This is a genomic window from Enterobacter sp. 186315 (assembly GCF_053290175.1).
Genome location: NZ_JBPTTK010000004.1, coordinates 67,264 through 93,811 on the forward strand (window position 1 = coordinate 67,264; position 26,548 = coordinate 93,811).

27 protein-coding genes are annotated in these 26,548 nt (G+C 58.8%); 22 read left to right on the forward strand and 5 right to left on the reverse strand.

Annotated elements, in window-relative coordinates:
- Nucleotides 1–5: 5 nt before the first annotated feature.
- The 10 genes from ACSVHP_RS06200 to tauD all read left to right on the forward strand — a co-directional run bounded on the left by ACSVHP_RS06200 (nt 6) and on the right by tauD (nt 8,395).
- On the forward strand, nt 6–743 hold the full coding sequence (locus tag ACSVHP_RS06200; RefSeq protein ID WP_447551285.1) for a heme ABC transporter permease: 738 nt from the start codon (nt 6–8) through the stop codon (nt 741–743).
- Entirely contained in the window at nt 740–919 is a 180-nt protein-coding gene (gene ccmD, locus ACSVHP_RS06205; protein ID WP_447551286.1) for a heme exporter protein CcmD, read from the forward strand. The genes ACSVHP_RS06200 and ccmD overlap by 4 nt, the downstream gene beginning before the upstream one ends.
- Nucleotides 916–1,377 carry a cytochrome c maturation protein CcmE gene (gene ccmE, locus ACSVHP_RS06210; protein WP_234675782.1) on the forward strand — a complete coding sequence of 154 codons (462 nt, stop codon included), beginning with the start codon at nt 916–918 and terminating at the stop codon, nt 1,375–1,377. Before ccmD ends, ccmE begins: the two co-directional genes overlap by 4 nt.
- On the forward strand, nt 1,374–3,290 hold the full coding sequence (locus ACSVHP_RS06215; protein ID WP_447551287.1) for a heme lyase CcmF/NrfE family subunit: 1,917 nt from the start codon (nt 1,374–1,376) through the stop codon (nt 3,288–3,290). The genes ccmE and ACSVHP_RS06215 overlap by 4 nt, the downstream gene beginning before the upstream one ends.
- Entirely contained in the window at nt 3,287–3,832 is a 546-nt protein-coding gene (locus ACSVHP_RS06220) for a DsbE family thiol:disulfide interchange protein (RefSeq protein WP_447551288.1), read from the forward strand. The genes ACSVHP_RS06215 and ACSVHP_RS06220 overlap by 4 nt, the downstream gene beginning before the upstream one ends.
- The gene (locus ACSVHP_RS06225; protein WP_447551289.1) at nt 3,829–4,851 is read left to right on the forward strand and encodes a cytochrome c-type biogenesis protein CcmH; all 1,023 of its coding nucleotides are present in this window, start codon (nt 3,829–3,831) and stop codon (nt 4,849–4,851) included. The genes ACSVHP_RS06220 and ACSVHP_RS06225 overlap by 4 nt, the downstream gene beginning before the upstream one ends.
- A gap of 131 nt (nt 4,852–4,982) precedes the next feature.
- A complete protein-coding gene (gene tauA / locus ACSVHP_RS06230; RefSeq protein ID WP_234675097.1) occupies nt 4,983–5,945 on the forward strand; it encodes a taurine ABC transporter substrate-binding protein in 963 nt (320 codons plus the stop codon).
- Nucleotides 5,946–5,955: 10 nt separating this feature from the next.
- Nucleotides 5,956–6,723 carry a taurine ABC transporter ATP-binding subunit gene (gene tauB / locus ACSVHP_RS06235; RefSeq protein ID WP_417314240.1) on the forward strand — a complete coding sequence of 256 codons (768 nt, stop codon included), beginning with the start codon at nt 5,956–5,958 and terminating at the stop codon, nt 6,721–6,723.
- The gene (tauC, locus tag ACSVHP_RS06240; protein ID WP_234675099.1) at nt 6,720–7,547 is read left to right on the forward strand and encodes a taurine ABC transporter permease TauC; all 828 of its coding nucleotides are present in this window, start codon (nt 6,720–6,722) and stop codon (nt 7,545–7,547) included. Before tauB ends, tauC begins: the two co-directional genes overlap by 4 nt.
- Complete coding sequence (gene tauD, locus ACSVHP_RS06245; RefSeq protein ID WP_447551290.1) at nt 7,544–8,395, forward strand: taurine dioxygenase; 852 nt, start codon at nt 7,544–7,546, stop codon at nt 8,393–8,395. The genes tauC and tauD overlap by 4 nt, the downstream gene beginning before the upstream one ends.
- Before the next feature lie 83 nt (nt 8,396–8,478).
- On the opposite strand, the gene hemB is transcribed toward tauD, so the two are convergent.
- Complete coding sequence (hemB, locus tag ACSVHP_RS06250) at nt 8,479–9,453, reverse strand: porphobilinogen synthase (RefSeq protein WP_447551291.1); 975 nt, start codon at nt 9,451–9,453, stop codon at nt 8,479–8,481.
- Nucleotides 9,454–10,015: 562 nt separating this feature from the next.
- On the opposite strand from hemB, the gene ACSVHP_RS06255 reads away from it, so the two are divergent.
- The gene (locus ACSVHP_RS06255; RefSeq protein WP_417314246.1) at nt 10,016–12,790 is read left to right on the forward strand and encodes an autotransporter outer membrane beta-barrel domain-containing protein; all 2,775 of its coding nucleotides are present in this window, start codon (nt 10,016–10,018) and stop codon (nt 12,788–12,790) included.
- A 96-nt stretch (nt 12,791–12,886) separates the two neighbouring features.
- Nucleotides 12,887–13,513, forward strand: coding sequence for a helix-turn-helix domain-containing protein (locus tag ACSVHP_RS06260; RefSeq protein WP_234675105.1), 627 nt, complete (start codon nt 12,887–12,889; stop codon nt 13,511–13,513).
- Here ACSVHP_RS06260 and ampH read toward each other — a convergent pair.
- Complete coding sequence (gene ampH, locus ACSVHP_RS06265; RefSeq protein WP_447551292.1) at nt 13,510–14,676, reverse strand: D-alanyl-D-alanine-carboxypeptidase/endopeptidase AmpH; 1,167 nt, start codon at nt 14,674–14,676, stop codon at nt 13,510–13,512. The two genes, ACSVHP_RS06260 and ampH, sit on opposite strands and share 4 nt — an antisense overlap.
- A 339-nt stretch (nt 14,677–15,015) precedes the next feature.
- Here ampH and sbmA point away from each other — a divergent pair, with 339 nt between their 5' ends.
- The gene (sbmA, locus tag ACSVHP_RS06270; RefSeq protein ID WP_447551294.1) at nt 15,016–16,236 is read left to right on the forward strand and encodes a peptide antibiotic transporter SbmA; all 1,221 of its coding nucleotides are present in this window, start codon (nt 15,016–15,018) and stop codon (nt 16,234–16,236) included.
- Between the two features lie 14 nt (nt 16,237–16,250).
- Complete coding sequence (locus ACSVHP_RS06275) at nt 16,251–17,348, forward strand: DUF1615 domain-containing protein (protein WP_447551296.1); 1,098 nt, start codon at nt 16,251–16,253, stop codon at nt 17,346–17,348.
- On the opposite strand, the gene ACSVHP_RS06280 is transcribed toward ACSVHP_RS06275, so the two are convergent.
- Complete coding sequence (locus tag ACSVHP_RS06280; RefSeq protein WP_234675109.1) at nt 17,345–17,650, reverse strand: DUF2755 family protein; 306 nt, start codon at nt 17,648–17,650, stop codon at nt 17,345–17,347. The two genes, ACSVHP_RS06275 and ACSVHP_RS06280, sit on opposite strands and share 4 nt — an antisense overlap.
- A 247-nt stretch (nt 17,651–17,897) precedes the next feature.
- Here ACSVHP_RS06280 and ACSVHP_RS06285 point away from each other — a divergent pair, with 247 nt between their 5' ends.
- Entirely contained in the window at nt 17,898–18,134 is a 237-nt protein-coding gene (locus ACSVHP_RS06285) for a DUF2754 domain-containing protein (RefSeq protein WP_447551298.1), read from the forward strand.
- Here the strand turns inward: ACSVHP_RS06285 and ddlA are convergent.
- On the reverse strand, nt 18,131–19,231 hold the full coding sequence (gene ddlA / locus ACSVHP_RS06290) for a D-alanine--D-alanine ligase (protein WP_234675111.1): 1,101 nt from the start codon (nt 19,229–19,231) through the stop codon (nt 18,131–18,133). The two genes, ACSVHP_RS06285 and ddlA, sit on opposite strands and share 4 nt — an antisense overlap.
- A 103-nt stretch (nt 19,232–19,334) precedes the next feature.
- Between ddlA and ACSVHP_RS06295 the strand changes: the two genes are divergently transcribed.
- From ACSVHP_RS06295 to adrA, 6 genes are all read left to right on the forward strand, one after another.
- On the forward strand, nt 19,335–20,018 hold the full coding sequence (locus ACSVHP_RS06295) for an extensin-like domain-containing protein (RefSeq protein ID WP_447551299.1): 684 nt from the start codon (nt 19,335–19,337) through the stop codon (nt 20,016–20,018).
- A gap of 170 nt (nt 20,019–20,188) precedes the next feature.
- Nucleotides 20,189–21,403 (forward strand): multidrug efflux MFS transporter, encoded by a 1,215-nt coding sequence (locus ACSVHP_RS06300; protein WP_234675113.1) that lies wholly within the window; start codon nt 20,189–20,191, stop codon nt 21,401–21,403.
- Nucleotides 21,404–21,647: 244 nt separating this feature from the next.
- A complete protein-coding gene (iraP, locus tag ACSVHP_RS06305; RefSeq protein ID WP_234675114.1) occupies nt 21,648–21,908 on the forward strand; it encodes an anti-adapter protein IraP in 261 nt (86 codons plus the stop codon).
- A 99-nt stretch (nt 21,909–22,007) separates the two neighbouring features.
- Nucleotides 22,008–23,423: an alkaline phosphatase gene (phoA, locus tag ACSVHP_RS06310; protein ID WP_447551300.1), complete on the forward strand. Its 1,416-nt coding sequence runs from the start codon at nt 22,008–22,010 to the stop codon at nt 23,421–23,423.
- A gap of 91 nt (nt 23,424–23,514) precedes the next feature.
- The gene (gene psiF, locus ACSVHP_RS06315) at nt 23,515–23,835 is read left to right on the forward strand and encodes a phosphate starvation-inducible protein PsiF (RefSeq protein ID WP_447551302.1); all 321 of its coding nucleotides are present in this window, start codon (nt 23,515–23,517) and stop codon (nt 23,833–23,835) included.
- A gap of 102 nt (nt 23,836–23,937) precedes the next feature.
- Nucleotides 23,938–25,041, forward strand: coding sequence for a diguanylate cyclase AdrA (gene adrA, locus ACSVHP_RS06320; RefSeq protein ID WP_447551304.1), 1,104 nt, complete (start codon nt 23,938–23,940; stop codon nt 25,039–25,041).
- A 16-nt stretch (nt 25,042–25,057) separates the two neighbouring features.
- Here the strand turns inward: adrA and proC are convergent, their stop codons facing one another.
- A complete protein-coding gene (proC, locus tag ACSVHP_RS06325; protein ID WP_234675198.1) occupies nt 25,058–25,867 on the reverse strand; it encodes a pyrroline-5-carboxylate reductase in 810 nt (269 codons plus the stop codon).
- 110 nt (nt 25,868–25,977) lie between these two features.
- On the opposite strand from proC, the gene ACSVHP_RS06330 reads away from it, so the two are divergent.
- The gene (locus ACSVHP_RS06330) at nt 25,978–26,439 is read left to right on the forward strand and encodes a YaiI/YqxD family protein (protein WP_234675118.1); all 462 of its coding nucleotides are present in this window, start codon (nt 25,978–25,980) and stop codon (nt 26,437–26,439) included.
- Nucleotides 26,440–26,548 lie beyond the last annotated feature (109 nt).

Genomic DNA, 26,548 nt, shown 5'->3' on the forward strand with positions numbered 1-26,548 from the left:
TCTTTATGTGGAAACGACTTCATCAACTCGCCGTGCCGTCGAGGCTCTATCGGCTCTGTAGCCTGTGCATTCCCGCGTGTGGGCTGGCAAGCGTGGCGCTGCTGGGCGCTGGCCTCGTCTGGGGGCTGGCGTTTGCTCCGGCTGATTATCAGCAGGGCGACGGGTATCGCATCATCTACATGCATGTCCCGGCGGCGATGTGCTCAATGGGCCTCTACGCCGCAATGGCGGGGGCGGCCTTTTTCGGCCTGGTCTGGCAGATGAGAATGGCGAATCTGGCCATCGCCGCGATGGCCCCGGTGGGCGCGGTCTGCACCTTTATCGCGCTGGCGACCGGATCGGCGTGGGGAAAACCGATGTGGGGGACCTGGTGGGTCTGGGACGCGCGCCTGACCTCTGAGCTGGTGCTGCTGTTTCTCTACATGGGGGCGATGGCCCTGTGGTCGGCGATTGACGACCGTAAACAGGCCGGGCAGGCGATGGGCATTCTGGTGCTGATTGGCGTGGTCAACCTGCCGATTATCCACTACTCGGTGGAGTGGTGGAACACGCTGCACCAGGGCTCGACCCGGATGCAGCAAAGCGTCGCGCCCGAAATGCGCGCCCCGCTGCGTATCGCCATCCTGGGCTTTTTGCTGGCCTGCGCCACCCTGACCTTAATGCGCCTGCGCACCTTAATTTTATCCCACGAACGCCGTCGTCCGTGGGTATCCGAACTTTTCACTCTGCGAGGCCGCCCATGACCAGCGCATTTTCCTCTTTAAACGCCTTTTTCGCGATGGGCGGCTACGCCCTGTACGTCTGGCTGTCGGTCGGCCTGACGCTGATCCCGCTAGCGGCGCTGGCGTTGCACAGCCATCAACAGCACCGGGCGCTGCTGCGCTCGCTTAACGCCACGCTGGCGAAGGAGAAAGGATGAACACGCGTCGACGAAATCGCCTGTGGGCCGCGGTGGCTATCGTCAGCGGCCTGAGCCTCACCGCCGGGCTGGTGCTGTACGCGCTCGGCAGCAATATCGATCTGTTTTACACCCCGGAGGAGATCCACACCGGCAAGCGGGAAACCGGCGTGCGCCCGGAAATCGGCCAGCGCCTGCGGGTCGGCGGCATGGTGAAATCCGGCAGCGTCGAGCGCGCGCGGGATTCGCTGGATATCCGCTTCCAGATTTACGACGCAAGTTCGGCAATCACCGTGCGCTACAGCGGCATTCTGCCGGATCTGTTCCGGGAGGAGCAGGGCGTCGTGGTACAGGGCGAGCTTCTGCCGGGCAACGTGGTGCTGGCGAAAGAGGTGCTCGCGAAGCATGACGAAAACTACACGCCGCCGGAAGTCTCGAAAGCGATGCAGGATAACCATCAGCGGGCGGCCCGACCATGATGCCGGAAGCGGGAAATGCGCTGCTGTGCGCGGCTATCGCCATCGCCCTTTTACTGACGGTGTTCCCTTTAGCTGGCGCGGCGCGGGGCGACGCGCGCATGATGAAGCTGGCGCGCCCGCTTGCCTGCCTGCTGTTTTTAAGCATTGGCGGCGCCTTTGTCCTGCTGATGATCTGCCTGGCGGACAATGACTTCACCGTGGTCTACGTGGCGGCGAACTCCAGTACGTTGCTGCCCGTGTGGTATCGGCTGGCGGCGGCCTGGGGGGCGCATGAAGGCTCGCTGCTGCTGTGGGTGGTGCTGATGGGCGGCTGGACCTTTGCCGTCGCCTGCTGGAGCGGTCAGGTGCCGATGAAAACCCTGGCGCGGGTGCTGGCGGTAATGGGGCTGATTACCTTCGGGATGCTGCTGTTCATCGTTTTTACCTCTAATCCCTTTGCCCGGACGCTGCCCGATTTTCCGCTCGAGGGGCGCGACCTGAACCCGATGTTGCAGGATCCGGGGCTTATTCTGCATCCGCCGCTGCTCTATATGGGCTATGTCGGCTTTTCCGTTTCGTTTGCCTTTGCGATTGCCGCGCTGCTGGGCGGCGAGTTCGATCGCGCCAGCGCCCGCAGCGTCAGACCCTGGGCGCTGGCGGCGTGGATCTTCCTGACGCTCGGCATCGTGCTTGGCTCGGCCTGGGCCTATTACGAGCTGGGCTGGGGAGGCTGGTGGTTCTGGGATCCGGTCGAGAACGCCTCGCTGATGCCCTGGCTGGTGGGAACCGCGCTGCTGCATTCGCTGATCGTCAGCGATAAGCGCGACGGCTTTAAGGCCTGGACGCTGCTGCTCTCCATCGCCGCCTTTTCGCTCTGCCTGCTCGGGACGTTCCTGGTGCGCTCCGGGGTGCTGGTGTCCGTTCACGCCTTCGCCTCCGATCCGGCGCGCGGAATGACGATCATGGCGTTTATCGCCCTGATCGTCGGCGGATCGCTGCTGCTGTTCGCCCTGCGCGGCTATCGCCTGCGCTCGCGGGTGAACAACGCCCTGTGGTCGCGGGAATCGCTGCTGCTCGGCAATAACGTGCTGCTGATGACCGCCATGCTGGTGGTGCTGCTCGGCACGCTGCTGCCGCTGGTGCATAAACAGCTTGGGCTGGGCTCAATTTCGGTGGGGGAGCCGTTCTTTAACTCCCTGTTTGTCGGGCTGATGGTGCCCTTTTCCCTGCTGATGGGGCTGGGGCCGCTGGTGCGCTGGGGGCGGGATAAACCGCAGGCGCTCAAGCTGCTTCTGCTGTGGGTCGCGGTCGTGACGCTGCTGGCGGCGCTGGCGCTGCCGTGGCTGTCGCAGGGGCGCGTTGTTCTTATTGCTTCTCTGGGCGTGGCGATGGCGCTGGTGATTGCCGGCCTGACGCTGGCGGTATGGCTGCGCTGGCGTCGTGCGGGGATCGCGATATCCGCGCGCCTGTGGGGCATGGCGCTGGCGCATCTGGGCGTGGCCGTGACGGTCGTCGGGATTGCGTTTAGCCAGAACTACAGCGTGCAGCGCGACGTGCGGATGCAGCCGGGCGAGAGCATCACCCTTCAGGACTACCGCTTTACCTTTACCGGCGTGAAGCAGAGCGTCGGGCCAAACTGGTCCGGCTCGACGGGCGCGATCGCGGTGACGAAAGACGGTAAGCCCGTCGCGACGCTGCTCGCGGAGAAACGCAATTACGGCAACCGAATGGTAATGACCGAAGCGGCTATCGACGGCGGCGTGACGCGGGATCTCTACGCGGCGCTGGGCGAACCGCTGGATAACGGCGCCTGGGCGCTGCGGATCTACATCAAACCCTACGTGCGTTGGATCTGGGCGGGTGGGCTGCTGATGGCGCTGGGTGGGCTGTTATGCCTTGCCGACGCGCGTCTGCGAACAAGGAGAACGACATGAAGCGCACGCTGTATCTGCTGCCGCTGGCGCTGTTTATCGTGCTGGCGGTTGCGCTGCTGGTGCAGCTTGAGCGCAACGCGCAGGGCGATGACCCTACGCTGCTGGAGTCTGCGCTGGTGGGCAAACCGCTGCCCGCGCTTTCGCTTCCCCTACTGGACGGGGGAGCAACCCCGTTTAGCGGCAAATGGCGCGGCCCGGCGCTGGTGAACGTCTGGGCGACCTGGTGTCCGACCTGCCGCGCCGAGCACCGCTTTTTGAACCAGCTGGCGGCGGACGGGGTATGGATTTACGGCATCAACTACAAAGACGACCGCCAGAAGGCGCAGGCCTGGCTTAAAGAGCTGGGCAACCCCTACGCCGTGAGCCTGTTTGACGGCGACGGCATGGCGGGCATGGAGCTTGGGGTCTACGGCGCGCCGGAAACCTTTTTGATCGACGCCAAAGGCATCGTGCGCTACCGCCTCGCGGGGGCGCTGACGCCGGAAATATGGGAAGAGAAGATGAAAACGCTGTGGTTACAGGCGGGCGGGGAGGCGCAATGATCAAAGCACTGATGCTGGCCCTGCTGCTCTGCGCGACGTCGACGATGGCGAGCGAAGAGGTGCGGGTCTTTGCCAGCAGCGAGCAGGAGCAAACCTGGCGCGAGCTAACCGCCGGGCTGCGCTGCCCGAAATGCCAGAACAACAGCATTGCCGATTCGGACGCGATGATTGCCGCCGACATGCGCCAGAAGGTCTGGACGCTGCTTCAGGAGGGTAAAAGCCGCGACGAGATCGTCGAGTATATGGTGGCGCGCTACGGGCAGTTTGTCACCTACGATCCGCCGTTCACCCCTGCGACCTCGCTGCTGTGGCTGCTGCCCGCGCTGGCGCTGCTTACCGGAGGCGCGGTAATCTATCGCCGCTCGCGCCGTCGCGTTGCCCCGATGCGCCCGGTTGAGCAGCCCGCTTCGACGGAAAAACCGCTCAGCCCGTGGCTGCTGGTGCCGGGCGTGGCGCTGGCGGCGGGGTTGGGCCTTTTCTGCTATCTGCACACCGGGAGCTATACCCAGGTGCGCGCCTGGCAGACCGCGGTTAACGCTACGCCCGACCTGCTGCTCAGGCTGAAAAACCCGCAGGCCACGCCGTTAAGCGGCGAAGAGGTGTCGCAGCTGACGCTCGGCCTGCGCACCCGGCTGGCGCAGGGGGAGCAGTCGGCGCAGCGCTGGATGCTGCTGGCGCGTCTTGCCTCGCTGGCGGACGACGGTGAAACCGCGCTGTACGCCTGGCGGCAGGGCTATCGGCTGGATCCGGAGAACCGGGAGGCGCTGCTCGGATACGTGAAGGGGCTGACCCAATCCTCCCGCCCGGAAGATAAACAGCGTGGCGGCGAGCTCTTGCGCGCGCGTATTCAGGCCGGGGAAGCCGATCCGCGTCTGATGATGCTGTACGCCGTCAACGCCCTGGAGCAGGGGCGGCGCGATGAGGCGGTTAAAGCGTGCGAGGCGCTGCTGCGCGCGCTGGCGCAAAACGATCCGCGACGCGCGATGGTGGAAAATCTGCTTTCGGAGGCGCGGCGCTAATCGTCATTTTTTAGCATTGCTTTGCCGGTTTTTATCTAAAAACGATTTGATATTAGCGATGCTTTTTAATTCCTTTATCAAAATTCCCGCGCCGGAAATACTGCCCCCATAACAACAAGGGGGCAGGCACTATGGCAATTTCATCGCGTATTACGTTACTCGGCGCACTGGCGCTGTGGGCATTTCAGGCGCAGGCGGTTGACGTGACCGTCGCGTATCAAACCTCTGCGGAACCGGCGAAAGTCGCGCAGGCGGATAACACCTTCGCCAAAGAGAGCGGGGCAAAGGTCGACTGGCGTAAGTTCGACAGCGGGGCGGCGATTGTCCGCGCGCTGGCGTCCGGCGACGTACAGATTGGCAATCTCGGCTCCAGCCCGCTGGCGGTCGCCGCCAGTCAGCAGGTGCCGATTGAGGTCTTCCTGCTGGCCTCGCAGCTCGGGAATTCCGAAGCGCTGGTGGTGAAGAAAAACATCACGAAGCCGGAAGATCTGATTGGCAAGCGCATCGCCGTGCCGTTTATCTCCACCACCCACTACAGCCTGCTGGCAGCGCTCAAACACTGGGGCATCAAGCCGGGTCAGGTGCAAATTCTCAACCTGCAACCGCCTGCGATTATCGCCGCCTGGCAGCGGGGCGATATTGACGGCGCTTACGTCTGGGCGCCTGCGGTTAACGAACTCGAAAAAGACGGCACCGTGCTGACCGACTCGGAAAAAGTGGGCCAGTGGGGCGCGCCAACCCTCGACGTGTGGGTGGTGCGTAAAGACTTCGCCGAGAAACATCCTGAGGTCGTTAAGGCCTTCGCCAAAAGCGCCATCGACGCCCAGCAGCCCTATATCAGCAACCCGGATGAGTGGCTGAAACAGCCTGCCAACCTGGAAAAACTGTCGCGCCTGAGCGGCGTGCCGGAAGCGGACGTGCCGGGGCTGGTGAAGGGCAATACCTATCTCACCCCTGCCCAGCAGGTACAGCAGCTGACCGGGCCGGTGAATAAGGCGATTGTCGACACCGCGACCTTCCTGAAAGAGCAGGGCAAAGTGCCTGCGGTCGCGGCGGATTACAGCCAGTACGTAACCGATCGCTTTGTGAAATAAGGGGGCTGCCATGCTGACTATCTCAAACCTGCACGCCAGCTATGGCGGAAAACCCGCGCTGGAGGATATCAACCTGACGCTGGACAGCGGTGAGCTGCTGGTGGTGCTGGGGCCGTCCGGCTGCGGCAAAACCACGCTGCTGAACCTGATTGCCGGGTTTGTTCCCTATCAGCATGGCACCATCCAGCTTGAAGGCAAAAAGGTTGACGGCCCCGGCGCAGATCGCGGGGTGGTCTTTCAGAACGAAGGGCTGCTGCCCTGGCGCAACGTGCAGGAAAACGTGGCGTTTGGGCTACAGCTGGCAGGTATCGGGCGCGAACAGCGTCTGGACACCGCGCGGCAGATGCTGAAAAAGGTTGGGCTGGAAGGGGCGGAAAAACGCTTTATCTGGCAGCTTTCGGGCGGCCAGCGCCAGCGCGTCGGGATTGCCCGCGCGCTGGCGGCAAATCCCCAGCTGTTGCTGCTGGATGAACCCTTTGGCGCGCTGGATGCCTTTACCCGCGAACAGATGCAAACCCTGCTGCTGCGCCTCTGGCATGAAACCGGCAAGCAGGTGCTGTTGATTACCCACGATATCGAAGAGGCGGTGTTTATGGCCACCGAACTGGTGCTGCTTTCGCCGGGGCCGGGCCGCGTGCTGGAGCGACTGCCGCTGGATTTCGCCCGTCGCTATGTCGCGGGTGAACCGGTGCGCAGCATCAAGTCCGATCCGGCCTTTATCGAACAGCGTGAATACGTCCTGAGCCGGGTGTTTGAACAGCGGGAGGCCTTCTCATGAGCATCGTCGTCAGTGAAAAAACGCGCCGCACGCGCCCGACGCTGCGCTGGCCTTTCTCCCGGCAGCTGACCCTGAGCATTGCCACACTGCTGGTTCTGCTGGCGGTGTGGTGGGCAGTCGCGGCGCAGCAGTGGGTCAGCCCGCTGTTTCTGCCGCCGCCGGGGCAGGTGCTGGCAAAACTTATTACCATCGCCGGGCCGCAGGGGTTTATGGACGCCACGCTGTGGCAGCACCTGGCGGCGAGTCTGGGACGAATTCTGGTGGCGCTGCTGGCCGCCGTACTGATCGGCATTCCGGTGGGGATCGCGATGGGGCTGAGCCCGACGGTGCGCGGCATTCTCGATCCGCTGATTGAGCTGTATCGCCCGGTGCCGCCGCTGGCCTATCTGCCGCTGATGGTCATCTGGTTCGGCATCGGGGAAACCTCGAAGATCCTGCTCATCTATCTGGCGATATTTGCCCCGGTGGCGATGTCAGCGCTGGCGGGGGTGAAAAGCGCCCAGCAGGTGCGTATTCGCGCGGCGCAGTCGCTCGGGGCGAGCCGCACCCAGGTGCTGTGGTTTGTGATTTTGCCGGGCGCGCTGCCGGAGATTTTAACCGGGCTGCGCATCGGGCTTGGCGTGGGCTGGTCGACGCTGGTGGCCGCCGAGCTTATCGCCGCCACGCGCGGTCTGGGGTTTATGGTGCAGTCGGCCGGGGAGTTTCTGGCGACTGACGTGGTGCTGGCAGGGATCGCGGTCATCGCCGTGATTGCCTTTGGTTTAGAACTGGGGCTGCGCGCGCTACAGCGCCGCCTGACGCCCTGGCATGGAGAGATACAATGAGTGAACGTCTGACCATTACCCCGCTGGGGCCGTACATTGGCGCGCAGATTTCGGGCCTGGATGTCTCGCGCCCGCTGAGCGATAACCAGTTCGAGCAGCTCTATCACGCGGTGCTGCGCCATCAGGTGGTCTTTTTGCGCGAGCAGGCGATTACCCCGCAGCAGCAGCGCGCGCTGGCGCTGCGCTTTGGGGATTTGCACATTCACCCGGTCTATCCGCACGCGGAAGGGGTTGAAGAGATTATCGTGCTGGACACCCACAACGATAACCCGCCGGATAACGACAACTGGCATACGGACGTGACCTTTATTGATACCCCGCCTGCGGGCGCCATTCTGGCGGCAAAACACCTGCCGGAGACCGGGGGCGATACCCTGTGGGCGAGCGGCATTGCGGCGTTCGAGGCGCTGTCCGCACCCTTTAAAACGCTGCTGAGCGGCCTGCGGGCGGAGCATGATTTTAAAAAATCATTCCAGGAATATAAGTACCGCAAAAGCGAAGAGGAGCATCGGCGCTGGCTGGAGGCGGTGGCGAAACACCCGCCGCTGCTGCATCCGGTGGTGCGTACCCATCCGGTCACGGGCAAGCAGGCGCTGTTTGTGAACGAAGGGTTCACCACGCGGATTGTGGACGTGAGCGAGAAAGAGAGCGAGGCGCTGCTCGGGTTCCTGTTTGCGCATATCACTAAACCGGAGTTCCAGGTGCGCTGGCGCTGGCAGGAGAACGATCTCGCGATTTGGGATAACCGCGTAACGCAGCACTATGCGAATGCGGACTATCTTCCGCAGCGCCGGATCATGCAGCGCGCAACGATTCTGGGGGATAAACCGTTTTATCGTGTGGGGTGATGTTGCCGGGTGGCGCTGCGCTTACCCGGCCTACAAAACCCTGGTGCCGAGTAAGCGAAGCCGCCACCCGGCACCACAGCGGATCAGCGCAGAACTTTCTTCTCGGCCAGATCCAGCGCGAAGTAGCTGAAGATCAGATCCGCGCCCGCGCGTTTGATCGCGCCGAGGCTTTCCAGAATCACCTTCTCTTCATCAATCGCACCCGCCTGGGCGGCGAACTTGATCATCGCGTATTCACCGCTCACCTGATAAGCGCCCAGCGGCAGCTCGGTGCGCTCGCGAATATCACGCAGGATGTCCAGATACGCGCCCGCAGGTTTCACCATCAGGCAGTCAGCGCCCTGGGCTTCATCCAATAGGGATTCGCGGATCGCTTCCCGGCGGTTCAGCGGATTCATCTGGTAGGTTTTACGATCGCCTTTCAGCGCCGTGCCCGCCGCTTCACGGAACGGGCCGTAGAAGGAGGAGGCGAATTTGGTGGAGTAGGACATGATCGCCGTGTCGGTGAAACCGGCCGCGTCCAGCGCCTGGCGGATCGCCTGCACCTGGCCATCCATTGCCGCCGATGGGGCGATAAAGTCGGCACCTGCCGCCGCCGCAACAACCGCCTGTTTGCCGAGGTTCAGCAGCGTTGCGTCGTTATCCACGCCGTGATCGCACAACACGCCACAGTGGCCGTGGGAGGTGTATTCGCAGAAGCAGGTATCGGACATGACGATCATCTCCGGCACGGTCTGCTTGGCGATACGCGACATGCGCGCGACCAGGCCGTCCTCTTTCCACGCGTCGCTGCCGGTGGCATCGGTGTGGTGAGAGATCCCGAAGGTCATGATGGAGCGAATGCCCGCGTTGGCGATGCGTTCGATTTCACGCGCCAGATGCTTTTCCGGGATACGCATAACGCCCGGCATCGCATCGATGGCTTTGTAGTCATCGATCTCTTCTTCAACAAAAATCGGCAACACCAGATCGTTTAAGGTCAGTGTTGTCTCTTCAAACATAGCGCGCAGTGCAGGGGACTTGCGCAGGCGACGGGGACGAGCAATTAAATCGGTCATGGTATGCCTGACGTTGAGGAACAAAGAGCCGTAGTGTACCTCAAATGTTGCCCGTCCGTTTTACTAAAGTGGTCGTTTAGCGGCGCGCGCCTATCGGTGGAAGCAATATCAGAAAAATTGATCTGTATAAAAGAAATTCCTTTTAAAGGAAAGGGTCTGAACCCCCTTAATATCAGAATATGATTTATTGTGGATATGATTTAAGACCTCGCTGTAATTAATTTTTTAAACTTCATCGCGTATTGTGGGTGGAATATGTATGTGATTCATTATTTTTATATTTGCTCGGTTTCTGGATGTGGTTGTATTTATACGTTTGGGTGATCATTTAAGTGTTTTTTCAAATTTACATTGACCGGTTATTTTTCTTAACGTGTTGTTTTTATGTTCATTTTTATATTCTTAACTTTCTTTTTTGAAATATTGTCCGTATTCGGACTTACTTGAAACATTCATTGAACCTTTTTCCCATGAGACTGCATAATCTTTTCCGCAATAGAAACTTGTTGCATGAATTATTTGATGGACAATCTTGCTTACGTCCCTGAGGAGGGATGACTCAATGCAAACATGGAAAAAGAAACTGGTCGTATCGCAAATTGCATTAGCCTGCACATTGGCTATCGCTTCTCAGGCAAATGCTAAAGATATCTCCGGCACGACGTATAATACTTTTGGTTATGATAATTCCACCTCTGCGCCGGTGTATTATGGCTATGCAGACTGGAATTATTCCGGTTCAGCGCACGACGCTGATATCTATCCGGTGATCAACAAATCCACCGTAAACGGTGTGATTTCGACCTACTATCTGGACGATGGTGCGGGCGGTCGCGCGAATGCGCTGAAAATTACCAACAGTAAAATCAACGGTATGATCACCTCTCAGTGCATGACCTCTACATGCGTTGACGGTCTGGATGCCGATGGCACTGCGCACACCCAGTACGATCGTTTTGGCCTGATCGTGGATAACTCCACCATTAACGATCTGTATGAGCATTACGCTTATAACGTGACCGAGGGTGACAAAACGGAAGCGCGTACGCTGGATACCCATGCGCTGGGTAACGCCATCACGCTTAATGTGGAATCCGACATTGTTATCCAGAACAACTCACGCGTAGCGGGTATTACCCTGACGCAGGGCTATCATCAGCTGGATAATACCCCGTACGACAGCACCGAAGGCGTGGCTAACAACAGTCATGTCTTCCGCAACACGCTGGTCGTGAAGGATTCCGTACTGACGTCAGGCGCGTCCCGCGATCTGGGTGCCAGCGGCTTCTACGGTCAGTCTGCTAAGCCGAGTGACTATGCTGAATCAAACGCGACGGCGGCTGATGACGCGGCGCTGATCGTAGCGGCGAGTGCGGCTGATAACGCGATGCAAACCACGGCGGTGTTCGATCACTCGACCATCACCGGCGACATCCTGTTCTCCAGCACCTTCGATAATAACTTCTTCGCTAACGGCGACCCGGCAACCGATAAAACGGATGACGGCGTGTACAACCCAACCACCAACGGCTGGGACGATACCGACAAGCTGGACGTGACGCTGAACAACGGCAGCAAGTGGGTCGGTGCGGCGCAGTCAAGCGTTGAAGCGATCGGTACGGGCCAGATGTACGGTGAGGGCTATACCGGCGTTGACCACAAAGAGCTGTTACCAAACAGCATCTGGCCTGACTCTACCTTTGACAGCAACGGTCACGTTGCGGGCAACGAGGTGTATCAGAGCGGCCTGTTCAACGTCACCCTGAACAACGGTTCCGAGTGGGATACCCGCAAGGCGTCCAACATCGATAAGCTGACCGTGAACAGCGGCTCTCAGGTTAACGTTGAAGACTCCAGCCTGCTGGCTGACAGCATCACCTTGAACGGTTCCTCTACCCTGAATATCGGCGACAGCGGTGAAGTGGCTTCACACAGCCTGTATCTGGACAGCGGCAGCCGTGCAACCCTGACGCAGGAAACCGCAGAGCTGTATGCCAACACCATCACCGTGGATAACGGTGCGGAGCTGGCGCTGGGCCTGGGTCAGGTTGACACCCATAAAATGGTGCTGACCGATAACGGCGTTCTGAACGTGGGCAGCCGTGACTACGTGCTGAACGCGGATCTGAATAACGCCCGTTATGTGACTAACGATCGTCATGTGAAGGGCTACGATCAGGGCGTGATCGCGCTGAATGCCGACGGCCACCTGGCGGTGAACGGCGACGTATCAGGCAACTACAAGGTGCGTGTTGATAACGCGACCGGTGAAGGCTCCGTTGCAGATTACAAAAACAACGAAGTGATCCGCGTTTACGACAACGACGCGAGCACCAAAGCGACCTTTACTGCGGCAAACAAAGCGGATCTGGGTGCTTACACCTATAAAGCGCAGCAGCAGGGCGACACCGTGGTTCTGCGTCAGCAGGAGCTGACCGACTACGCCAACATGGCGCTGAGCATCCCGTCTGCCAATGCCAACATCTGGAATATGCAGCAGGATACCCTGGGCGCACGCGTGACCAACAGCCGTCATGGCCTGGCGGATAACGGCGGCGCGTGGGTGAGCTACTTCGGCGGCAACCTCGACGGCGACAACGGCGTTATCAACTATGACCAGAATGCCAGCGGCATTATGGTGGGTCTGGATACCCAGATCGACGGTAACAACGCCAAATGGCTGATCGGTGGAGCGGCGGGCTTCGCGAAAGGCGATCTGAGCGATCGTTCTGGTCAGGTCGATCAGGACAGCCAGACCGCAATGGTTTACTCCTCTGCGAAGTTTGCGAACGATATCTTTATTGACGGCTCCCTGAGCTACTCACGCTTCAATAACGATCTCTCTGCCACCATGAGCAACGGCAAATACGTCGATGGCAACACCACGACCGACGCCTGGGGCTTTGGCATGAAGCTGGGCTACGACTGGAAGCTGAACCAGAACGGCTACGTAACACCATACGCAGCGGTGTCCGGTCTGTTCCAGGGCGGCGACAACTATCAGCTGAGCAACGGCCTGAAAGTGGGCGATCAGTCCTACGACAGCCTGCGCTACGAGCTGGGTGTGGATGCGGGTTATACCTTCAACTACGGCGGCGATCAGGCGTTGACCCCTTACTTCAAGCTGGCATACGTGTATGACGATGCGGACAACAGTGCGAACGTGAACGGCGATCGTATTGATAACGGCGTCGAAGGTTCTGCGGTTCGCGTAGGCCTGGGTACACAGTTCAGCTTTACCAAAAACTTCAGTGCATACACCGATGCAACCTATCTGGGCGGCGGCGACGTCGAGCAGAACTGGGGTGCAAACGTGGGCGTGAAGTACACCTGGTAATCAGCGCTTTTTTGGGGAGGCTTGCCTCCCCCTTTTCCTATCGAATAATAATAAACCGCGCTAAAGAGCCATCAGGAAAGATGACTTGAGGTTGGAATGAACCAGTACGCAAAACCAATTTCCGAATTCAGCCGGCTGGAAAAATATCTGGCGCCTTACGGTACGTCCTTTCATCTTAACGGCCATCAGACCCTGTTTGGTGATTGCTACGATGAAGATCACTACACGCTTTTCCTCCAGAGCGGCACGCTCTCCATCAACCGCCAGCAGGACGACCTGCTTGTCGAAATCGTCACCGCGCCCTTTATCCTGGGATTAAATGCGGGCATGGCGGGCAGCGGTTTGCAATACACGCTAATCACGCAGACCCCCTGCACCGGCTTCTATCTTCCGGCTGACGCCACCCGCAGCTATATCCAGCAGGGCCACCTGTGGCGCGACGCCTTCTGTTGGCTCTCCTGGAACCACCGAATGATGGAGGTGCGCGACAGGCAGCTGGTGGGGAATAACTCCTACAGCCAGATCCGTTCGACGCTGCTTGATATGGCGGGCTGGGACGAAACGCTGCGCGCGCGGGTTGGGGTGATGAACTACATTCAGCGACGCACGCGTATCTCACGATCCGTGGTCGCTGAAGTGCTGGCGGCGTTAAGGCAGGGAAACTACATCAATATGAGCCGGGGCAAACTGGTCAGCATCAACCGTTTGCCCGCGGAATATTAAGGCTGGACCGAGGCCGTCAGCACCTCGGCTTTATTGGCGCTCAGTTCGGCCACCAGGTTGTTAACGCCGTCGCTCATATTGACGAAGCGCGTGTTCGCGGAGCGCGTCACCACGACAAATGCCCCCACGTTTGACTGCGGGATCATCGCCATATAGGTGATGAACCCGCCACCTCCGCCGGTTTTCTGAATAATGCCCGGACGGCCGTTTTTCGGCGCCATATAGACCCAGCCCAGACCGAGCGCATCGGCTTTCCCCGGCACGTCCATGCCAATCACCTTACGCAGCTGCGCGCGCTGATAAATCAACGTCTGCATCCGGTCGGCCTGGCTGTTGCGGGCGTAGAAATCGGACGCGAGGAACTGCTGCATCCAGCGCATCATATCGTCCGGCGTGGAGTAGACGCCGCCGCTGCCGATCGCCGCCAGGGTGTTGTTGCACGGGCTGGCCCCTTTTTCCGCCACCATCAGGCGCTTGCACTGATCCGGCGACGGGGTAAAGGTGGTGTCCTTCATGCCCAGCGGACGGGTAATTTGCTCTTCAAACATCTGCGGATAGGGCTTACCGGCCGCATTGGATAACGCGTCGGCCAGCAGATCGAACGCGAGGTTCGAATAGGCCGCCTGCGAGCCCGGTGCCGTTTTCAGTGTGGTGTTGCTCAGGTAGTTCCAGCGCTGTTCGCGGGTTGGCCAGACGAAGACCGGGCGATGCGCCGCGCCGCCGGGCTGTTCACGGGGCAGGGCGCTGGTGTGGGTCGCCAGATTCACCAGAGTGATTGGTGTGCCCTGATATGTCGGGACATGCGCCCCCGGCGGAGCGTATTTGCTGAGCGGATCGTTGAGTTTCACCACGCCCTGATCGAGCAGTTTCACCAGCATTTCGCTGGTCATCAGCTTGGTCAGGGAGGCGATGCGGATAACCGAATCCAGCTGCGGGTGAACGTTGCTGCCCGGGCGCGTTTCACCGAAGCTGCGAAACACGCGCTGGTTGCCGTCAATCACCACCAGCGCCATGCCGGTTGCGCCGCTGCCGTAGTAGATCAGGTTGGCGTAGCGATCGGCGATATCAGAGGCTAAAGCAGGCGCCGTCAGCGGTTGGGCCGCCCGGGCGGTAGACAGGCTCAGGGCGCACAGCGCGACGAAAGATAACAGACCACGTTTCAACGAAAAGCATCCATAAAGTAAATGAAGAAAGTAATGGGTATTTATACTACTAATCGGAGCGGTGCAATGGCCCGAATTGCATAACCATAGCGAGAAAAACGTAACCGCGGGTAAATAAGAACGATTTCGTTGCAACCGGTCTCCCATTTTGTGACATCGGGCTTATGATAGGCACCTTCGGTGAAACGCGCCGAAACACTTCCCGTAAAACCGGAAGCGAACTAATAATAAACCCTCGGGTCTGACCTTTTTGCCACGCGCCCTCCAGCCGGCGCGTGTCTGATTTCGCGTGGTGATTGTTGAACACAGCAACAGCCATAACTACAAGAAGGAAGCATTATGTTTAAGTCTTTTTTCCCAAAGCCGGGGCCATTTTTCCTGTCGGCATTTATTTGGGCGCTGGTAGCCGTTGTTTTCTGGCAGGCGGGCGGCGGCGCGTGGTTCGCGCGTATCGCCGGTGCGACGGGCGATGTGCCCATTAGCGCCGCGCGCTTCTGGTCCCGTAGCTATCTGCTGTTTTACGCCTACTATGCGGCCTGCGTGGGGCTGTTTGCCCTTTTCTGGTTTAACTATGCGCCGCACCGCTGGCAGTACTGGTCGATTCTCGGCACGGCGCTGATTATCTTCGTCACCTGGTTTCTGGTGGAAGTGGGCGTGGCGGTTAACGCCTGGTATGCGCCGTTCTACGATCTGATCCAGACCGCGTTGAGTTCGCCGCACAAGGTGACGATTCACCAGTTCTATCACGAGGTGGGGATTTTCCTCGGCATCGCCCTGATTGCGGTGATCATCGGCGTGATGAACAACTTCTTCGTCAGCCACTACGTCTTCCGCTGGCGTACCGCGATGAACGAACACTATATGGCGCACTGGCAGCACCTGCGCCATATTGAAGGTGCCGCCCAGCGTGTGCAGGAAGACACCATGCGCTTTGCCTCGACCCTGGAGGATATGGGCGTGAGCTTTATCAACGCCATCATGACCCTGATCGCCTTCCTGCCGGTGCTGGTCACGCTCTCCGCGCACGTGCCGGATCTGCCGATCGTCGGCCACCTGCCGTACGGTCTGGTGATTGCCGCCATCGTCTGGTCGCTGATGGGGACCGGGCTGCTGGCGGTGGTGGGTATCAAGCTGCCGGGTCTGGAGTTTAAAAACCAGCGCGTGGAAGCGGCCTACCGTAAAGAGCTGGTGTACGGCGAAGACGATCCCGAGCGCGCCTCCCCGCCAACCGTGCGCGAGCTGTTTGGCGCCGTGCGCCGCAACTATTTCCGCCTCTATTTCCACTACATGTACTTCAACATTGCGCGCATTCTCTATTTGCAGGTGGATAACGTTTTCGGCTTGTTCCTGCTGTTCCCGTCGATTGTTGCGGGTACGATTACGCTCGGCCTGATGACGCAGATCACCAACGTCTTTGGTCAGGTTCGCGGTTCGTTCCAGTATCTGATCAGTTCATGGACTACGCTTGTTGAGCTGATGTCCATCTATAAGCGTTTACGCAGTTTCGAACGCGAGCTGGACGATAAAGATTTGCAGGAAGTGACCAACACATTCAGTTAATACAGGGAGTTGCTATGTCTTTTGCCGTACCGCGCGCGTTATCCATCTCGCTGCTAGCCGCCTTCGTGCTGGCGGGCTGCGCCGAAAAAGGGGCCGCGCCGCTGAAAGAGGGCGAAAAGCCTGTCGACGTGGCGAGCGTGGTGCGCCAGAAAATGCCCGCCAGCGTGAAGGACAAAAACGCGTGGGCAACGGCATTAGCAAAGACCTTTGAAAGCCAGAAAATCGCCCCCACCGAGGAGAATATCTGCTCGGTGCTGGCGGTGGCGCAGCAGGAGTCCATGTACCAGTCCGACCCTGCGGTGCCAGGCCTGAATAAGATCGCGTGGAAAGAGATCGACCGCCGGGCGGAATCGATGCATATCCCGGTGTTCCTCGTCCACACGGCGCTGAAAATCCCCTCGCCGAACGGCAAAAGCTACAGCGAACGGCTGGATACGGTGAAAACCGAGAAACAGCTGAGCGCCATTTTTGATGACTTCATCAATATGGTGCCGATGGGCCAGAAGCTGTTCGGCTCGCTTAACCCGGTGCATACCGGCGGGCCGATGCAGGTCAGCATCGCGTTTGCGGAAAAACACACCGACGGCTATCCGTGGGACATCGACGGCACGGTGCGCCAGGAGGTCTTCTCCCTGCGCGGCGGGCTGTGGTTCGGGACCTATCATCTGCTGAACTATCCGGCGAACTACAACGAACCGCTCTACCGCTTTGCGGACTTCAACGCGGGCTGGTACGCCAGCCGTAACGCGGCGTTCCAGAGTGCGGTCAGCCGGGCGAGCGGCGTCAAGCTGGCGCTGGACGGCGATCTGATCGCCTACGGCAGCAGCAGTGCGGGAACGACGGAGCTGGCGGTGCGCAAGCTGGCGACAAAGCTGGGGATGAGCAACAGCGAAATCCGCCGTCAGCTGGAGAAGGGCGACAGCCTGGCGTTTGAGAAAACGGATCTCTATCAGCAGGTCTTTAAGATGGCGGAGCAGAAGAGCGGGAAAACCTTACCGAAGGCGATACTGCCGGGGATCCAGCTTGAAAGCCCGAAGATTACGCGTAATCTCACCACGGCGTGGTTTGCGAAGCGCGTGGACGATCGTCGGGCTAAGTGTATGGCGCTTTAACGGTGACGGCGGCGCAGGCGCAGAACCAGCGCGGCAACGCCTAACACCACGCAGCCTGCGAGGAAGGGGATAACGCCGAAGATGGTGCTGACCCCTAAACCTATCTCAACGCGCGGGCGGCCCGTGTCCTGAACCTGCATCAGGTGTTCGTAGACTCCCGGCGCATGGACCAGCATGTTTAAAAGCTGTGTACCCGCCCAGAAGCAGAAGAGCACAAACAGGGCATAGGCAATGTTACCCGCCGTGGAGGTTTTTGGTTGGTTGCCGCCAAAAATCGGCCTCGACAATGTAAAATCAGCCATAAAGACCTCCCGAAATTCACTCTGTTCAGAAACGCGTCGTACAGGTGAAGTGTGACAGGTCATAGCATTTGTCAATATCAGAATCGTGGTAATTTGGCCCAGGGAATTCTCCTGGATTGTCGATTTCTGCATCGCATCACAGTTTTGTTACTTAAGTGAAATTGCGACACATTTGAGAATTTCCGCATCCGCCACAGACCTGGCCGAAAAACTGTGAGAGGATAGCTTTTTTTCTGCCGGGGTCTCCATGAAGCTCACTTCTAAACTACGCCGTGACTGGCACTACTACGCCTTTGCTATCGGGCTTATCTTTATTTTTAACGGGATTGTGGGGCTGCTGGGATTTGAAGCGAAAGGCTGGCAAACCTACGCGGTGGGGCTGGTGACGTGGGTGATAAGCTTCTGGCTGGCGGGATTCATCATCCGCCGTCGGCCTGAAGAGGCGACGGCAGATGACCACACAACGGTCGAGAAAGTCGATTAACCCTTCATCGAGCTTTTAAGGGCGCTGTCGGCGGCGTGACGCTCCAGCGCCAGTTCAATCAGGCGGGTGATTAAATCGGTATAGCCAAGCCCGCTGGCCTGCCACAGTTTTGGATACATGCTGATGTTGGTAAAGCCCGGCAGCGTGTTGATTTCGTTAATCACCACGTCGTTTTCTGGCGTCAGGAACACGTCCACGCGCGCCATGCCGCAGCAGCCAAGCGCCTGATAGGCTTCAATGGCGATCGCGCGGATCTTATCGTTAATCGCCGGATCGATATCCGCAGGCACCACCACCTGTGCGCCTTTGTCGTCGATGTATTTGGTGTCGTAAGAGTAGAAATCGCTGTTCAGCACCACTTCGCCGCAGGTGCTGGCCTGTGGGAAATCGTTGCCCAGCACCGCACACTCAATTTCACGGCCTTTAATGCCCTGCTCAACCACCACTTTATGATCGAATTCGAACGCCAGACGAACGGCCTCGGCGTACTGTGCTTCGCTGCTCACCTTGCTCACGCCCACAGAAGACCCCTGATTGGCAGGCTTCACGAACAGCGGCAGACCCAGCTGTGCGCTGATGCTGGCGAAGCTGTGCTTATCACGGTTGGCGCGGGTGAGGGTAACAAACGGCGCGATATGCAGACCGGCGTCGCGCAGCAGACGCTTGGTGACGTCTTTGTCCATGCAGGCGGCAGAGCCCAGCACGTCAGAGCCGACAAACGGCAGGTTCGCCATGCGCAGCATCCCCTGAAGGGAGCCATCTTCGCCCAGCGTACCGTGAACAATCGGGAACACCACGTCGATTTGCGCCAGCGACTGCGCGTTGCCCGCGTCGATAAACTGTCCTTCAATCACGCCGGGAACGGTAGCCACGCTGACGTCAGAAGGGTTAAGCGCGATGCGGGACGGATCGTTGGCATTCAGCAGATACTGGCTGGCGTCGTTGACATGCCATTGCCCCTGTTTATCAATGCCCAGCAGAACCACCTCGAAGCGGGTTTTATCGATCGCATCGACAATATTTTTTGCCGATTGCAACGACACCTCGTGCTCCGCTGATTTTCCCCCAAAGACAATACCCACGCGCTGCTTAGCCATTTCACTCTCTTCCAGTCTGACGAAAAGCCTATAACATACCACGATGCCCGGCGGGTTTCGCGGCCTTCTGCCATAATGTTTTAGAGGGTGACGAGGGGGGAGTGTGAAAGGAAAAAACCTGCTGATTATGTGCATTATTGGCGCTGCCGCAACGGTGGGATACCGCTGGCTGCCGTCCCATTACAACCCCCTCACGCCGCTGTCGCTCGACGATCCGCCCGGCAAAATCACCCAGTTCAAACTTCGGCGTCTGTCCCCTGAGGATTGCGCGAGCCTGTTGTCGCAGGCCAACCAACGAAAGCTTATCCGCTCCCAGGCCGTAGCCGACACTACCGGCGAGTGCCCGCTTAGCAACGTGGTGCGCGTGCGCGACTTCGGCCCGGTTGCCCTGAGCGGCAGCTTTTTAGCCAGCTGTCCGCTGGCGCTGAGCTCGGCGCTGTTTGTCAGCCAGCAGGCGCGGCCGCTCACCCGGTCGATGATGGGCAGCGAGCTGGCCCGCATTGACCACGTTGGCAGCTTTGCCTGTCGCAACATCTACCATCGCCAGAACGCGCGGCGCAGCGAACACGCCACCGCAGAGGCGCTGGACATCAGCGGATTCCGGCTGGCCGACGGACAGCGTATCACCGTCCTTCGCGGCTGGCAGTCCGCTAAAACGCAGCCGTGGCTTCAGGCATTGCTGGCGGCCAGCTGCGACTATTACGGCAACGGTCTGGGGCCGGAATATAACGCGGCGCACGCCAACCATTTTCATCTGGGAATGCGCGGATACGGGCTGTGTCGCTAAAGCATAATCTGCGGCTATGAATTGGATAATATGTGACTTGTTTCACAAATATGATGACTGGGAAGATAAAACACCAAAGTCATTGAGGCCCGCACCTCTGGCGCTACGTGATGACACGTAACTTGCTAATCTGTGGACGAATTCGCCTAAAAATGAAGATTGCGCCCGCTATGGAATCCTGGAAAGTTAACCTTATATCGGTCTGGTTTGGCTGTTTTTTTACCGGACTCGCCATTAGCCAGATTTTACCCTTCCTGCCGCTGTACGTGGCGCAGCTTGGCGTGACGTCCCACGAAGCGCTCTCGATGTGGTCGGGCCTGACCTTCAGCGTCACCTTCCTGGTTTCCGCAATCGTATCGCCCATGTGGGGCAGCCTGGCGGACAGAAAAGGGCGCAAGCTGATGCTGCTGCGCGCCTCGCTGGGCATGGCGGTGGCGATCCTTCTTCAGGCCTTTGCCACCAACGTCTGGCAGCTGTTTTTGCTCCGCGCGCTGATGGGGCTCACCTCCGGCTACATCCCCAACGCGATGGCGCTGGTGGCCTCGCAGGTGCCGCGCGAGCGCAGCGGCTGGGCGCTAAGTACGCTTTCTACCGCGCAAATCAGCGGCGTGATCGGCGGCCCGCTGATGGGCGGCTTCCTGGCCGACCACGTTGGCCTGCGGGCGGTATTCTTTATTACCGCCGCACTGCTGGTGATCAGTTTCCTGGTCACGCTGTTCCTGATTAAAGAAGGCGGGCGTCCTAAGGTCAGTAAAGCGGAGCGCCTCAGCGGGAAAGCGGTCTTCGCCACGCTGCCCTATCCGGGGCTGATGATTAGCCTGTTTGTCACCACCATGGTGATCCAGCTCTGCAACGGCTCCGTCGGCCCGATTCTGGCGCTGTTTATCAAATCTATGGAGCCGGACAGTAACAATATCGCTTTTCTCAGCGGGATGATCGCCGCCGTGCCGGGCGTGTCGGCGCTGATCTCCGCGCCGCGTCTGGGCAAACTGGGCGACCGAATCGGTACCGCGCGCATCCTGATGGGCACCCTGATTATCGCCGTGGTGCTCTTCTTCGCCATGTCGTTTGTCACCTCGCCGCTCCAGCTTGGCGTGCTGCGCTTCCTGCTCGGCTTTGCCGACGGAGCGATGCTGCCTGCGGTGCAAACCCTGCTGGTGAAATACTCCAGCGACCAGGTGACCGGACGCATCTTTGGCTACAACCAGTCGTTTATGTATCTCGGGAACGTCGCCGGGCCGCTGATTGGTGCGTCCGTATCGGCAATGGCAGGCTTCCGCTGGGTATTTGCCGCCACGGCGGTGGTTATTCTGATCAATATCATTCAGCTGGCATTTGCATTACGCCGTCGCCAGCAAATAGCGGACGCGAAATCTGCACGCTAGCCGGTCAGGGATGCATTATATATTCTTATGGCTCTCGCATATATATATAACTAAATGCGAGGCCACATTCTCCGCTATTCGATCTTCGTTGATGGATTTCATTAATAGAAAAACGTTTCGCTGATAATCAACGTCACATATTTGAACGTAAAGCCAATATTTACATGAGATAATACTTAACGCTGCTTTGCATTATTGATTCGGAGTGATAACGTCATGAAAAATGGCAAAAGGAAATAGCACGATGAAAAATCTTATTGCGGAGTTGCTGGTTAAGCTTGCCCAAAAGGAAGAAGAGTCTAAAGAGCTGGTCGCTCAGGTTGAGGCGCTGGAGATTGTGGTCACGGCACTGCTGAGACAGATGGCGCAAACCGACCAGCAGGCGTTAATTGATAGTATCGAAGGGGCGCTGGATAGCGCCAAACCCAACTCTCAGGTGCCTGCCCAGGATGCGGAGATGCTCAACCAGTACGTAAAAAAGCTGTTAAGGCATCCTCGCACCTAAACTGTTAGCGGTTCTGACAGCGTGTAATCGAACTGTCACGCAGGTTGCCTATAGTCGCTCTGTTTTATTTTTTATGTATTTGTACATGGAGAAAATAAATTGAAACAGAGCGCACTCGTTATTGCATTAATGCCCCTTATTTTTACCCCTGTTATTCATGCCGACACCGTCAATACGCAGGTTCTGGATAATCGCGCCGCTAAGGGCGATATCACGCAGCCCGGCGGCGCACGCCGACTGTCGGAAGATCAAACTGCTGCCATTCGCGCGTCGCTAAATGATAAACCCGCAAAAAATATTATTTTACTGATTGGCGACGGCATGGGGGATTCCGAAATTACCGCCGCGCGTAATTACGCCGAAGGCGCGGGCGGTTATTTTAAAGGTATCGATGCGTTACCGCTGACCGGACAATATACCCATTACGCTCTGAATAAAAAAACCGGCAAACCGGACTACGTGACCGACTCTGCGGCATCGGCAACCGCGTGGTCAACCGGGGTGAAAACCTATAACGGGGCGCTGGGCGTGGATATCCACGAAAACGACCATCAGACCATTCTGGAGATGGCAAAAGCGGCGGGGCTGGCCACCGGTAACGTATCCACGGCTGAACTTCAGGACGCGACGCCCGCGGCGCTGGTCGCCCATGTGACCTCGCGTAAATGCTACGGCCCGTCCGTCACCAGCGAAAAATGCCTGACCAACGCGCTTGAGAAGGGCGGTAAAGGATCGATTACCGAACAGCTGCTGAACGCCCGTCCGGACGTTACCCTGGGCGGCGGTGCGAAAACCTTCGCAGAAACCGCCACCGCCGGGGAGTGGCAGGGCAAAACTCTGCGCGAGCAGGCGCAGGCGCGCGGCTACCAGCTGGTGAGCGACGCGGCGTCGCTGGCGGCCATCACCGACGCGAATCAGGATAAACCGCTGCTGGGGCTGTTCTCGGACGGCAACATGCCGGTGCGCTGGGTAGGGCCGAAAGCCTCTTATCACGGCAATATCGACAAACCCGCGGTGACCTGTACGCCAAATCCGAAGCGCGACGAAAGCGTACCAACGCTGGCCGCCATGACCGACAAGGCTATCTCCCTGCTGAGCAAAAGCGAGAAAGGCTTCTTCTTGCAGGTGGAAGGCGCGTCAATCGATAAGCAGGATCACGCGGCGAACCCGTGCGGGCAAATTGGCGAAACGGTCGATCTCGATGAAGCGGTGCAAAAGGCGCTTGAATTCGCGAAGAAGGACGGCAACACCCTGGTGGTGGTGACCGCCGACCACGCCCACTCAAGCCAGATTATCCCGCCGGATACCAAAGCGCCGGGGCTGACCCAGGCGCTGAACACCAAAGACGGCGCGGTGATGGTCATGAGCTATGGCAACTCTGAGGAGGAGTCTATGGAGCACACCGGTACGCAGCTGCGTATTGCCGCCTACGGCCCGCACGCGGCGAACGTGGTCGGCCTGACCGATCAGACGGACCTGTTCTACACCATGAAAGCAGCGCTGGGTCTGAAATAATCCCGACGCCCGGCAGAAATCGCCTCTGCCGGGTGGTTTTTTTCCCACCGCGAACCAGACTTAATGTGAATGTTCACAAAAGGATGGTGCAATGAAAACAACAATACTGCTTACCCTGCTCTCCGGCGCGTTCCTGATGTCCTCTGCGAACGCGGCAGACAAAACCCCAACCCCTCAGCAGCAGCGCATGACCACCTGCAACCAGCAGGCAACGGCTAAAACGCTGAAAGGCGACGAGCGTAAAACCTACATGAGCGACTGCCTGAAAAACGGCGCATCCAAACCGGATGAAAAAAGCCTGACGCCGCAGCAGCAAAGAATGCGCGAATGTAACGTTCAGGCCACCGAACAGTCGCTTAAGGGTGACGATGGTAAAAAATTCATGAGCGGCTGCCTGAAAAAACAGGCGTAGTTCTAACGGGTGAGCGCCCCTCGCGGCTCACCCAAAATTTCATACTTCCCCCGCAGGTCCCCTCTCTATAATTTGGGAAATTGTTACAGAATATTCCCAAAAATGATGAATGATGAAGATTTTTACCAAAATGAAAACATTCGGGAAGAGTGGCACCAGAGCCTTTCTCAGGATGATACCCACCGCACCGGGATCCAGTTTGCCCGGCGGCTAAGGCTGGCGCGAATGGTCGGGCTGGCGGCGCTCTTTTTCCCGATTGCGGGCGTGCTGGTCAGCCACTTCCACACCGGGGGCTGGTGGCTCCTGCTGGTCGGCTGGGCGTTCGTCTGGCCGCATCTTGCCTGGCAGCTCGCCTGCCGTACGCCTGAACCTCTTCAGAGTGAAATCAGGAACTTAAAGATCGATGCCATTATCGCTGGCGTGTGGATTGGCCTGATGGGGCTGAGCGCGCTCCCCACGGCGGCGCTGGTGATGATGGTCGGCATGAACATGATGGGGGCGGGGGGCTGTCGGCTGTTCTTCGCCGGGCTCGCGCTGACCGCCGCCGCTGCGCTGGCGACCCTACCGCTGACGGGCAGCGCGCTGGCGTTTGCGCCTGAGCCGATAGCGTGGTGGCTGACGCTCCCCGTTCTGGTGCTTTACCCGATGCTGTTCGCCTGGCTGAGCCACCGCACGGCGATGCGCCTTGCGGAGCATAAGCGGCGGCTGGAGCTAATGAGCACCCGCGACGGCATGACCGGCGTCTTTAACCGCCGCCACTGGGAAACGCTGCTGCGTAACGAGTTCGACGCGTGTCGCCGACACCATCGCGTCGCGACGATTTTGATTATCGATATCGACCACTTTAAGACCATCAATGACACCTGGGGACACGACGTGGGGGACGAGGCGATTATTGCCATTACGCGTCAGATCCAGATGACCCTACGCTCGGGCGACCGAATTGGGCGCTTTGGCGGGGATGAATTTGCGGTGATCATGTCGGGCACGACGGCGGAGAGCGCCAAAGCGGCGATGTCGAGGGTGCACGAGCGGCTGGAAAAAATGTCGCTGCCCGGCGCGCCAAAAGAGCGGTTACGCATTAGCGTTGGCGTTGCGCCGTGGGGGCCGCAGTTTGGGCACTATCGTGAATGGCTGAAGGCGGCGGACGTGGCGCTCTATAAGGCGAAAAATGCCGGACGCGGCCGCACCGAAGTGGCGGCCTGACGTCCGGCATGTCGCATCAGGACTTGCTCAGTTTTTCTGATTTTTCCATGCACTTCGTCATCGCTTCGATGACCGCCGCCCGGAACCCGCGCTCTTCAAGCACGCGAACGGCTTCAATCGTGGTGCCGCCAGGCGAGCACACCATATCCTTCAGTTCACCCGGGTGTTTCCCGGTTTCGAGCACCATTTTGGCGGAGCCCATCACCGCCTGCGCTGCAAACTTGTACGCCTGCGCGCGCGGCATCCCGCCAAGTACGGCAGCATCGGCCATCGCTTCGATAAACATAAAGACATAGGCTGGCGCAGAGCCGCTCACGCCCACGACCGGATGGATCATCGACTCGGCAATCACCTCGGCCTCACCGAAGCAGCGGAAGATATTCAGCACGTCGGCGGTATCTTCTGACGTCACCAGCGCGTTCGGGGTGACGGAGGTCATCCCGGCGTTCACCAGCGACGGGGTGTTTGGCATGGCGCGCACGATTTTGCGGTCATGGCCCAGCGCGCGCGCCAGCTGATCCAGCGTCACGCCAGCGGCAATCGACACCACCAGCGTCTCTTTATTCAGGCTGGAGGTGATTTCGCTCAGCACTTTAATCATGATGTTGGGCTTCACGGCGCCAAAGACGATATCCGCCACCTGAGCTACTTCCTGCGCGCTTTCCGCAGCGTTAATACCGTATTCATCACGCAGCGCGGCGACTTTATCGGGCGACGGGGTATACACCCAAATCTGGCCCGGCAGCACCTGACCGCTGGCGATTAATCCGCCAAGAATGGCTTTTCCCATATTGCCACAGCCGATAAAACCGATTTTCTTCTCCATCATGCCTCTCCGTTCTTATGCGTTGTTGTTTATGATCGATAGCGTTGGGTTATAGCTTAACAACGAAAAGCGGGGGACAATAGTCGGCAAGATCATTAAGGGGAGACAATATGGCGATTTGGGTTGATGCGGACGCGTGTCCGAACGTAATCAAAGAGATCCTGTTCCGTGCCGCCGAGCGCGTACAGATGTCGTTAACGCTGGTGGCGAACCAGAATATCCGCGTTCCGCCGTCGCGGTTTATCCGCTCCCTGCGCGTGCCTGCGGGTTTTGACGTGGCGGATAACGAGATTGTGCGCCTGTGCAGCCCTGAAGACCTGGTGATCACCGCCGATATCCCCCTGGCGGCTGAAGTGCTGGAGAAAGGCGCCGCCGCGCTGAACCCTCGCGGGGAGCGTTATTCCCCGGCGACCATTCGCGAAAAGCTCACCATGCGCGACTTTATGGATACCCTGCGCGCCAGCGGCGTGCAGACCGGCGGGCCGGACAGCCTGTCCCAGCGCGACCGCCAGCAGTTTGCCGCCGAGCTGGATAAATGGCTGCTGGAAGTCAAACGCCGCAGCGCTAAATGATAATAATTGTCAATTTGTGGTACAGTGGGGCGACCGCAGGGTTGTCATCACGTACCGCTTTGCAGTAAAGTAAACGCAACATCTTCTGCAATGATTTCTTTACACTCTT

Coding starts and splice junctions, on each gene's coding strand:
- tauB (WP_417314240.1), top strand. CDS start 5,956: ATGCTGACTATCTCAAACCTGCACGCCAGCTATGGCGGAAAACCCGCG.
- tauD (WP_447551290.1), top strand. CDS start 7,544: ATGAGTGAACGTCTGACCATTACCCCGCTGGGGCCGTACATTGGCGCG.
- ACSVHP_RS06300 (WP_234675113.1), top strand. CDS start 20,189: ATGGAATCCTGGAAAGTTAACCTTATATCGGTCTGGTTTGGCTGTTTT.
- ccmD (WP_447551286.1), top strand. CDS start 740: ATGACCAGCGCATTTTCCTCTTTAAACGCCTTTTTCGCGATGGGCGGC.
- ACSVHP_RS06330 (WP_234675118.1), top strand. CDS start 25,978: ATGGCGATTTGGGTTGATGCGGACGCGTGTCCGAACGTAATCAAAGAG.
- tauA (WP_234675097.1), top strand. CDS start 4,983: ATGGCAATTTCATCGCGTATTACGTTACTCGGCGCACTGGCGCTGTGG.
- ACSVHP_RS06200 (WP_447551285.1), top strand. CDS start 6: ATGTGGAAACGACTTCATCAACTCGCCGTGCCGTCGAGGCTCTATCGG.
- ACSVHP_RS06275 (WP_447551296.1), top strand. CDS start 16,251: ATGTCTTTTGCCGTACCGCGCGCGTTATCCATCTCGCTGCTAGCCGCC.
- ACSVHP_RS06255 (WP_417314246.1), top strand. CDS start 10,016: ATGCAAACATGGAAAAAGAAACTGGTCGTATCGCAAATTGCATTAGCC.
- ACSVHP_RS06260 (WP_234675105.1), top strand. CDS start 12,887: ATGAACCAGTACGCAAAACCAATTTCCGAATTCAGCCGGCTGGAAAAA.
- ccmE (WP_234675782.1), top strand. CDS start 916: ATGAACACGCGTCGACGAAATCGCCTGTGGGCCGCGGTGGCTATCGTC.
- ACSVHP_RS06225 (WP_447551289.1), top strand. CDS start 3,829: ATGATCAAAGCACTGATGCTGGCCCTGCTGCTCTGCGCGACGTCGACG.
- ACSVHP_RS06280 (WP_234675109.1), bottom strand. CDS start 17,650: ATGGCTGATTTTACATTGTCGAGGCCGATTTTTGGCGGCAACCAACCA.
- tauC (WP_234675099.1), top strand. CDS start 6,720: ATGAGCATCGTCGTCAGTGAAAAAACGCGCCGCACGCGCCCGACGCTG.
- hemB (WP_447551291.1), bottom strand. CDS start 9,453: ATGACCGATTTAATTGCTCGTCCCCGTCGCCTGCGCAAGTCCCCTGCA.
- sbmA (WP_447551294.1), top strand. CDS start 15,016: ATGTTTAAGTCTTTTTTCCCAAAGCCGGGGCCATTTTTCCTGTCGGCA.
- ACSVHP_RS06285 (WP_447551298.1), top strand. CDS start 17,898: ATGAAGCTCACTTCTAAACTACGCCGTGACTGGCACTACTACGCCTTT.
- adrA (WP_447551304.1), top strand. CDS start 23,938: ATGATGAATGATGAAGATTTTTACCAAAATGAAAACATTCGGGAAGAG.
- ACSVHP_RS06220 (WP_447551288.1), top strand. CDS start 3,287: ATGAAGCGCACGCTGTATCTGCTGCCGCTGGCGCTGTTTATCGTGCTG.
- psiF (WP_447551302.1), top strand. CDS start 23,515: ATGAAAACAACAATACTGCTTACCCTGCTCTCCGGCGCGTTCCTGATG.
- ddlA (WP_234675111.1), bottom strand. CDS start 19,231: ATGGCTAAGCAGCGCGTGGGTATTGTCTTTGGGGGAAAATCAGCGGAG.
- proC (WP_234675198.1), bottom strand. CDS start 25,867: ATGGAGAAGAAAATCGGTTTTATCGGCTGTGGCAATATGGGAAAAGCC.
- iraP (WP_234675114.1), top strand. CDS start 21,648: ATGAAAAATCTTATTGCGGAGTTGCTGGTTAAGCTTGCCCAAAAGGAA.
- ACSVHP_RS06215 (WP_447551287.1), top strand. CDS start 1,374: ATGATGCCGGAAGCGGGAAATGCGCTGCTGTGCGCGGCTATCGCCATC.